Annotated in this window: 1 protein-coding gene; it reads right to left on the minus strand. The window is 42.5% G+C overall.

Annotation, left to right across the window (positions count from 1 at the left end):
* Positions 1-545: metallophosphoesterase (locus DXA55_RS16935; RefSeq protein WP_242998661.1), on the minus strand; the 545-nt coding region annotated here is incomplete at its 3' end.
* Positions 546-563: the final 18 nt, after the last annotated feature.

Here is a 563-nt window from a genome sequence, read left to right on the forward strand (position 1 = left end):
GGCTTTCCATCTCTGTAAGTTGAAAACACATCCGTGCTAATCAGATTTCCCTCTTTCGTAATTGCATCCATAGGTGTATGACCTACAACCTGCAACAACTTACGTGGCTTATATAATCTCATTTTTGAATGCTGTGGTCTCAGCCAGATCGGCGATGCATCATTCCACATCTCGATTCTTCCGAGCTGATTAATCGTCTCTAGCACAGCATCCACATCATTATATTTTGCTCGCGGAACATATTCCTCTACAAAGAAATTCAGTACGCCTCCATGAGAAAAGAGAACATTGTCTATTCTCTGAACATATTTAATGGGATTATCTTCTGGAACAGCCTCTCGCAAATCCAACAACTTTCTTTGCACTGTCATTGAAGCCATGGAGCTATAACCGCTCTCCAGACAATGCCACAGATAACTCAAATCGTGATTCCCGTAGCACCAGGCTGTTTCCGGAAATGCTTTTGCAAACCGAATAGCCTCATCATAAGTTTCTTCATAAAGTCCGACATTATATTGCTTGTCCCAATCATCAGGGATGTCCATCAGACATACCGCTCGATC

The sequence above is a fragment of the Blautia sp. OF03-13 genome (assembly GCF_003460685.1).
In the GTDB taxonomy this organism is placed as follows: domain Bacteria; phylum Bacillota; class Clostridia; order Lachnospirales; family Lachnospiraceae; genus Fusicatenibacter; species Fusicatenibacter saccharivorans.